The sequence below is a fragment of the Calyptranema fuscum S582 genome (genome assembly GCF_055793305.1).
Map to the genome: position 1 here is coordinate 60,710 of NZ_JBSLYH010000043.1, position 7,964 is coordinate 68,673.

Annotated in this window: 7 protein-coding genes; 4 read left to right on the forward strand and 3 right to left on the reverse strand. The window is 50.5% G+C overall.

Features of this window, described 5'->3' with window-relative positions:
• Positions 1-71: 71 nt before the first annotated feature.
• Together ACR6Z4_RS24200 and ACR6Z4_RS24205 are read left to right on the forward strand one after the other, a co-directional pair.
• The gene (locus ACR6Z4_RS24200; protein ID WP_479719902.1) at positions 72-1,433 is read left to right on the forward strand and encodes a hypothetical protein; all 1,362 of its coding nucleotides are present in this window, start codon (positions 72-74) and stop codon (positions 1,431-1,433) included.
• Between the two features lie 39 nt (positions 1,434-1,472).
• Positions 1,473-2,381 carry an AAA family ATPase gene (locus tag ACR6Z4_RS24205; protein ID WP_479719903.1) on the forward strand — a complete coding sequence of 303 codons (909 nt, stop codon included), beginning with the start codon at positions 1,473-1,475 and terminating at the stop codon, positions 2,379-2,381.
• 187 nt (positions 2,382-2,568) lie between these two features.
• Here ACR6Z4_RS24205 and ACR6Z4_RS24210 read toward each other — a convergent pair whose 3' ends face one another.
• Positions 2,569-3,051, reverse strand: coding sequence for a T3SS (YopN, CesT) and YbjN peptide-binding chaperone 1 (locus ACR6Z4_RS24210; RefSeq protein ID WP_479719904.1), 483 nt, complete (start codon positions 3,049-3,051; stop codon positions 2,569-2,571).
• 204 nt (positions 3,052-3,255) lie between these two features.
• Between ACR6Z4_RS24210 and ACR6Z4_RS24215 the strand changes: the two genes are divergently transcribed.
• Entirely contained in the window at positions 3,256-4,206 is a 951-nt protein-coding gene (locus tag ACR6Z4_RS24215) for an NAD-dependent epimerase/dehydratase family protein (RefSeq protein WP_479719905.1), read from the forward strand.
• 76 nt (positions 4,207-4,282) lie between these two features.
• Here the strand turns inward: ACR6Z4_RS24215 and ACR6Z4_RS24220 are convergent, their stop codons facing one another.
• On the reverse strand, positions 4,283-4,786 hold the full coding sequence (locus tag ACR6Z4_RS24220) for a bifunctional nuclease family protein (RefSeq protein ID WP_479719906.1): 504 nt from the start codon (positions 4,784-4,786) through the stop codon (positions 4,283-4,285).
• Positions 4,787-5,414: 628 nt separating this feature from the next.
• Here ACR6Z4_RS24220 and ACR6Z4_RS24225 point away from each other — a divergent pair.
• Positions 5,415-6,104: a riboflavin synthase gene (locus tag ACR6Z4_RS24225; RefSeq protein ID WP_479719907.1), complete on the forward strand. Its 690-nt coding sequence runs from the start codon at positions 5,415-5,417 to the stop codon at positions 6,102-6,104.
• Between the two features lie 96 nt (positions 6,105-6,200).
• Here ACR6Z4_RS24225 and ACR6Z4_RS24230 read toward each other — a convergent pair.
• Positions 6,201-7,964: SbcC/MukB-like Walker B domain-containing protein (locus tag ACR6Z4_RS24230; RefSeq protein WP_479719908.1), on the reverse strand; the 1,764-nt coding region annotated here is incomplete at its 5' end.

Consider the following 7,964-nt stretch of genomic DNA (forward strand, 5'->3'; position numbering starts at 1 on the left):
ATCTGGTTCCAGCCGAGCGCGAAGCGCTATAAACCCCAGGTTGATTTTGCTGATCCAACAGAGAGCGTATCGTGAAATCTCCAACCACCTACAACACCCTGGCGGCAGCTGTCTTAACAGTTGCCATCCTTGGCTTGAGCACGACCTATTTCACTAAACGTGTCTCTCCCCCTTCCACTGCCCGATTATCTAACCCTTTATCCCCAGCCCCTCTGACGGCGGCTTCTCGCCCTGCCATCACGCCCGATGCCCCATCCCGTCCCACAGCTGCATCCCCTGGATCACCGACCGCCACTGGGTCGGTGAGGGCGACACAGCCCAGCCCTGCGGACAGCATTTCAAGTCCATCGGGCAGTCCATCAGGCAGTCCATCAGATAGTCCATCGGATAGTCCATCGAGCAGTCCAGTGGTTTCTCCCTCCCCTCCCCCCAGCCCACGTCCCGTTGCCGAGTGGGCAACCTGCCGCCAGATCGGCTCAAACTATCGCATCCTCTATGCCTTTGAGACCCAACATTTTTATGTCAATCTGTGCCGTCGTGGCGATCGCCTGATTTACAAGGCTGAATCTAAAACCAACCCCGATGATTTTGTCCAACTGCCTGCTTCTGCCGCTACGGATCGGGGGTATCAAGTCAATCATCGCAACACATCTTACCGAATTGCGGCTGATGCCGATGGCTTTATCTGGTTACAGGTTTTGCTGAATCAGCATCTCATGCGCGAAGAGCGATCGCTGTATCGCGTAGAACTTCCCAAAGCCTTGCCCCCCAAGCCGATCGACCCAATTGTCGCGTGGCAAGCCTGCAACCAGATGGGAGAAGATTATCGAGAATTTTATTCGTTTGAAACCAAAACTTACTACGTCAGTGTTTGTCAACAAAACGATCGCTTTTATTATCTCGGTCAAGCCAAATCAGATCTCAACGACTTCGTGCAAGTATCTGCTCAACAAGTCCGGTTGGGCGTCTTTACTGCCCGCACTGGCACGACCCAATTCACTACTGCCGATTATCGCAACCTCTACGGAGCCACCTCTGATTTCGAACTGATTATCGTGCGCAATGGTCAAATTGTTGCCCGAGAAACGTCCCTGAGAAATGCGGCAGCAGGCTCTGATTGGTTAAGTGCAGACCTGACCTGCACAGGAGCGTTGCAGACTACCGATCCCACCCCCACCCTCAATTTTAGTGTGGCTTACAGCCCAGAGAATGGCTTCAAGCATGTCGAATTTCACCGTAAACAGTCTAACGAACTCATTGCCGAGGCTAGACTGGCTTATAACGGACAAGATCGAACCGGACGAGATCGGTTTCGAGGAACAGTCGATGGCGCGACGGTCACGGTTCTCGATCTCTCAACCCACTATGTTCAAGCTGGCACCCAGGTTTCTGTTAGCTATGATGGTCAGTGGGGGCACGGAACTTGCCGTTAAATTGGATACGAGATCGCCCAATTCATACTCAAATTCAGCATGAGACAAAACATCGAGCAACTCGTCCAAAATCTAGGACGTACAATTGTTGGCAAAAGTGAAGCGATTCGGTTGGTTTTGGTTGCTCTGTTTTCTGGAGGTCATGCCTTACTCGAAGATGTCCCCGGTGTGGGCAAAACCCTGTTAGCCAAATCGTTAGCCCGCTCGATTGATGGCAAGTTTTTGCGTATCCAATGTACGCCCGACTTATTGCCCACAGATGTCACAGGCACCAATATTTGGAATCCTCGCACGGGTGAGTTTGAATTTTTACCCGGTCCAATTTTTGCCAATGTGCTGTTGGCAGACGAGATCAATCGCGCCACCCCTCGCACCCAGTCTGCCTTGCTAGAAGTGATGGAAGAACAGCAGGTGACGGTAGATGGCGTTTCGCGGGCGGTGCCCAATCCCTTTTTTGTGATCGCGACCCAAAACCCTGTGGAATATCAGGGCACCTTTCCGTTGCCAGAAGCCCAAATGGATCGGTTTGCTCTGTCGTTTAGTTTGGGGTATCCGTCTGAATCGGAAGAAATGCTGATGTTGCAACGTTTGGGCAGTGGCAACCGCATCGAAGACCTGCAACCCTGCCTATCCCTCGGCGATATCCAGGAACTGCGCCGCCTCTGTGCCCAGGTCACGGTGGAAACGCACCTGCAACACTATATTCTCGATTTGGTGCGGGCAACTCGTCAGGATGAAGAGGTTATTTTAGGCGTCAGCCCCAGAGGCACGGTTTCGCTGCATCGGGCGGTTCAGGCGATGGCGTTTTTAGAAGGCAGAGATTATGCCATTCCCGATGATGTTAAACGGTTGGCACCCTATGTGTTGGCGCATCGTCTGATCCCGACTGGGGGTCAACGGAGTAAAACAATTATCGATCGCCTGTTGCGATCGGTTCCTATTCCCTAACACGTCGGGTACGGCTGAATAATGGGATGAAATTGACTGTGAACCCAGCGGGTTCACAGTCAATTTCATCCTTCAAAGGTATGCCGCTAAAGATCGTGGATTTAATAAAACCGAAGATTTATTTTTGGAAGCGCGGCGGAGCCGCGCTTCCAAAAATAAACATCCGGGTTTTAATTAATTTGTCATCCTAAGAGGGATTGGGGCGATCGCCTACTCGCTGACCGCCAAACTGATTGATAATCCAATCATCATAAGTATCGGCAATGGTAACGACCGATAAAATGCAGGTTTGCAACTCCATTAAATCCATATTGTCGCCACCCAACACGCTCTCTGCAAAGACAATGCGATCGTCCGCATCCAGTTGAAACGCACCGAACAACATTTTTTGATTTTCAGTTAATAAAAAGCGCATTAAGTCCGTATCCACCCGACTGCCTTCCGTCAAATAGCTGGATGCTCTGACGATAGACAATTCAGAGGTTTCCCAGGGATGAACTTCCCAGTCTAAAACCGCAATTTCTACTTGAATCGAGCCATACCAGATCAAAAACTGAGGGGCGGTTTCGACAACCTGCATGGTCTCTTTAAACAAATTGGATGAGGCTAAATAGTCCCATACTTTGCGATAGGTTAGTTCGTGAACTTTATTGGTGAACGTCAGCGACATAAAAGTAAGAAGTAAAAAAGTGATGGGAGTGCCCCTGGGGCTGGTAGATGTCATCAACCCGATGTTTGGTTTTGGAAACGCGGCGTCGCCGCGTTTCCAAAACCAAACATCTCAGGTTTCATGAACGTGTGACCCTTAGCCGACTATAACAATTCTCACAACGTCCACCCTACAATGGGTGAACTGAGAGCAGTTGTGGTGGTCATGAAAGCACTGGTTACGGGAGCAAACGGGTTTACAGGGTCACATCTGGTGAAGGCGTTGTTGCAGCGAGGCGACTCCGTTGTGGCTCTGGTGCGTCAGTCTAGCGATCGCTCACGGTTAGCGGGGTTAGATGTGCAGTACGTGTATGGCGATATCACCGATGCCGATGCCGTCAAGACGGCAATGGAGGGGGTCGATTGGGTCTTCCATATCGCTGCCTATGTGGAATTGGGCTTAGTGGATGCCGAGAAAATGGCACAGGTGAATGTGGCAGGCACCCGCAACATTTTGACCGCTGCAAAAGCAGTCGGCATCCAAAAAATGCTGTATTGCAGCACGATTGGTGTGTATGGCGACACCAAAGGTCAAGTGATCGACGAAACGTTTCGGCGGCAGCAGCAGGGGTTTTCGTCTGCCTACGACAGCACCAAGTACGAGGCGCAACAGTTAGTTAACCAGGCAGTGGCAGATGGCTTATCGATAGTCAGTGTGATGCCATCGGGAATTTTTGGAGCCGATGATCCCCACTTTGGGCCGGTGCTGCAAAGCTTTCTTAAAGGGCGGTTAAACGTGTGGGCAGGGGGCGATCGCGTTACCGGGATTGTGCATGTTGATGATCTCGTGAGTGCGATGATTTTGGCAATGGAAAAGGCACCCTCTGGCGAACACTACATTATCTCTACAGGCGATTTAACCACCCGCGAGATGTTTCAGTTTCTCAGCCAGGAAACGGGCATATCAGCCCCCGCAGAAGCCCCAGAACCGCTGGTCAGACTCGTCGGCAATCTGCTTGACCCCATCGGTCGGCTGCTCCACTGGCAACCGCCCATTAGCCGCGAACGGGTTCATTATCTTTACGATCGCTGTGTTCGGGTCGATGGCAGCAAAGCCCGCCGAGATCTGGGCTGGACCCCGCGATCGGTCGAACAAACTCTGAGAGATTGTTTATAGCGCTGAGCGGGGTTAAACGATGAATGTGTTGCCACTCGGTGCGACGCACCGAGTGGCAACACATTCATCGTCTGCCTTAGGATTCGCTGCTTTTAGATTGCCCGCGTTGGCTAAAGTCTTCGGGACGCAAATTCGATAGAAAGTCTCGAAACGCTTGCCTTTCTGCCTCGTCTGCATCACGGTCAACCGGAATGGACGCATCGGCAACGACTTCTTCCATCACCCAAATAGGGCTATTGGTACGCAAGGCGATCGCGATCGCATCACTGGGACGAGCATCAATTTCTTTTTTGGTTTCCCCTTGCCGTACGGTCAAAATTGCATAAAACGTATTATCTTGCAGGGAATGAATGACAATTCGTTCTAACGCCATGCCCCAATCTTCCATCAGATTTACCATCAGGTCATGGGTTAGAGGACGGGGGGGGGTTTGTTTTTCTAATGCCGCAATAATCGCTCTTGCTTGGTCTTGCCCGATATAAATAGGGAGTTGGCGACGCTCTGAGCCGTCTCGTAAAAGCACGATGGGACTCCGGGTTGCAGCATCTAAGGCAATTCCAGCAACTCTCATTTCAATCATTGACTTAGCCTCTAGAATCCATTAACCGGATGGAATCACGCAGATGGGGTGGGGACTGGGTCATCAGCCTAGATATTCAACACAACCCACGATCATGACACCTTACAAAGACATCCACTCGTTTTCAGGAGATATTAAGATGATACATAAATACTACTGAAACAGGGGACGTCAGAGAAGCGATCGTTATATAGCTATCATAAATAGACTTTGGGCAAGGGGACAGGAAGAAAATCATAACTGATAGAAATTGCGCATCTGCCCCTGGTCATATCTGAAACAGTATAGCGATCGCTTTCCTGCTTGCAGACGGTGAGTGGTGCAGAGAGAACCCCCCTGGTTGAGGACACGCCCCCAACCCCTCCTGGTTCACAACCAATTGGTGAACGCTATATACTCCGAATCTAACGGGAAAAGTGGGTTGTAGCTAGTTCAGTACAGTTTATGAAACCGAACGTTGAATTGAACTCCAGTATGCCCTGATCTTGACCCCAATCCCTCGCCCAGAATCTGAAACTTTACCTAAAAGATCTACTGTTTATGCCCATAAAAATCCAAATTTAACCCAAGCAATTCAATTAAATCAAACCAACATTCACCAAAATAGTTCAAATTTCTGGAAAAAACTGTGTTTACAGGATTAATTCAAACCATAGGAACGGCTCAATTTGTTGCCGATAGCGAAATCAGCATTTCTTGCCCGGCAGAAACAGCCCTGCCATTGTTGCAGGATCTTGAAATTGGTGACAGCATTGCCGTTGATGGGGTCTGTCTGACTGTAACTCAGATTCTTTCATCAGGGTTTATTGCGGCTGCTTCGCCCGAAACTCTGTACCGCAGCACTCTGGGGCGACTGTCGGGCAGTGCGGCGGTCAATTTAGAGGCATCGCTGCGGGTGGGAAGTAAGCTGGGCGGGCATTTTGTTACAGGTCATGTGGATGGCATGGGCTATTTGGCAGCCGCCGTGCAAACAGACGATTTTTGGGACATGAGTTTTGTCGTAGACGATCGCCGGATTTCTCGCTACATCGTGTCTAAAGGCAGCATTGCGATTAATGGCATTAGTTTAACGGTGGCAGAGTGTAGTGCAACCGGAGACTGGTTTAAGGTAGCCGTGATTCCGCTGACCTACGCAGAAACGAATTTGCGATCGCTCCAGCCGGGGAGTTGGGTCAATTTAGAAGGCGATGTTTTGGGGAAGTATGTAGAAAAATTCCTGCGGTTGGGGCTTTCCCCTGCGGTAGCGGGTGATGCTGATGTGGGGATTCAGGCAGAGTCATTGACAGCCGCGTTTTTATCAGAACATGGGTATGGGTAAGGTCTATACGGGCGTAGCATTAATATTGATAAAACCAGGAGATTTTTTGTAAAAAGTGCGGCAACGCCGCACTTTTTACAAAAAATCTCCTGGTTTTTAGATAGATAGGGTAATTTTTGACCCCTGGTCTGTTTTTTCAACTTCGATGCGGGCTTGAAAGGCTTCTTTGAGATGAGGCATATGGGTCACGGTGAGAATACAGGCAAAATCAGGGGCGATCGCATTAATGGCACTGATCAGGCGATCGCAACCAGCCACATCCTGCGTACCAAATCCTTCATCGATAATTAACAGTTGCAGGGGTGTACCCGCTCGTTGTGCCAGTAGGCGCGATAGGGCAAGACGGATGGCAAAATTCACCCGAAAAGCTTCCCCACCCGAGTAGGTTTCATACGGACGGGTGCCACGGGCATCGCTAATTAAAATATCCAATGTGTCAATCAGTTTGGCATTGCGGTTGTGACTGCTTTTGCTGCGTCCGGCGCGCTGGGTAACAAACTGGAGATGGAGTTGGTGATTGCTCAGTCGTCCTAAAATCTGGTTAGCTTCGGCTTCGAGTTGAGGCAAGACATTTTCGATCATCAATGCCTGAATGCCATTTTTGCTAAATGCCTGAGTCAATTCCTGGTAAACCCGGCACTGCCGCTGTGAGACTTGAATCTGTTGCTCTTGTTCGACGTGTTGTTGGCGTAGGCTATCAAATTGTTGCTGTTGTTGTTGCAATCGCCCCAGGCACGCGAGTTGTTCATCCAGTTGCAGACGACGTTGCTGGATCTGCTGTTCTAAATCGTGCAAAACCTCGGTGTAGTCTGGGGTTTGGGTCAGAGTTTGCTGCAAGGTATCGATGTGCTGTTGCACCTGTTGCAACGCCTGCGATCGCTCGGCTAACAAGTCCGTTAACTCCTGCACCCGTTGCTGGATCTGGGGATAGAGCTGTTGTGCCTGGAGTAATTCTTGATAGCGTAACTGCCAGGGTTGTGCCTGTCGCAGTGCCGTACGAACCGCCGTGTGCTGATCCAGGCTGTAATCAATCTCAGCGATCTGGCGATCGAGGTCGTCCAGTTGCTGCTGCAAGGGAGAGTGATAGATAGCCTGCTGCTGCTCGGCTAACGTTGCCCGTTCCGCGTCTAATTGGGGTCGCCGTTCGCTAATCTGTGCCAATTGCCGCTGAGCGTGTTTGATTTGGACGTGCTTGATTTCTGCCCAGCGCCAGCGATCGACCTCGCCGCGTGCCAGGGCATGATTTTTGTCATCGTAGTTTAATTCACTCAACCGCTGGTCCAGTAGCCGTAATTCCTCCAATAAATCGGGCGCGTAGTCCTGAGCTTGCAGCGATCGCTCAATCTCTTGCTGCTCTTGAATCAGTTGTTGTAGCCGAGTTTCAGCCTCAGCACTCCCCTGAATCTGCGCTTGCAACTGCCCCCGCCGCTCTAAAACCGAGCCATATTGCGACAATTCTTTTTCTACATCGCGATATTCCTGCCGCAAAACTTTAATTTCTCGATCTGACGTCGTCAGTTGCTCACGAATCACCCAGAGTTGATCCAGCACATCCTGACGTTCGACCCGATGCTTTGCCAATACCAAATTCCAGTGATGTTCATCCAACGGGCGATCGCACAACGGACACGGTGGGAAGGATGCAGGATGCAGATTCAAGCCGGTAGAATCCAACGGTTTTAAGCCATTAGGACTAGTTTCATCAACAACTAGCATCTCCGTAGACGCAAGTTGGATGATTGACGGTTGACCGAAGCCATTCCCATCCCCCATTCGACTCCGCTCCCAGCAAAGCCCATCTCCCCCATCTCCCCTATCTCCCCCATCTCCCCTACCTCCCTCAACTCCTTTACCTCTCCA

Coding starts and splice junctions, on each gene's coding strand:
- ACR6Z4_RS24220 (WP_479719906.1), bottom strand. CDS start 4,786: ATGATTGAAATGAGAGTTGCTGGAATTGCCTTAGATGCTGCAACCCGG.
- ACR6Z4_RS24210 (WP_479719904.1), bottom strand. CDS start 3,051: ATGTCGCTGACGTTCACCAATAAAGTTCACGAACTAACCTATCGCAAA.
- ACR6Z4_RS24215 (WP_479719905.1), top strand. CDS start 3,256: ATGAAAGCACTGGTTACGGGAGCAAACGGGTTTACAGGGTCACATCTG.
- ACR6Z4_RS24205 (WP_479719903.1), top strand. CDS start 1,473: ATGAGACAAAACATCGAGCAACTCGTCCAAAATCTAGGACGTACAATT.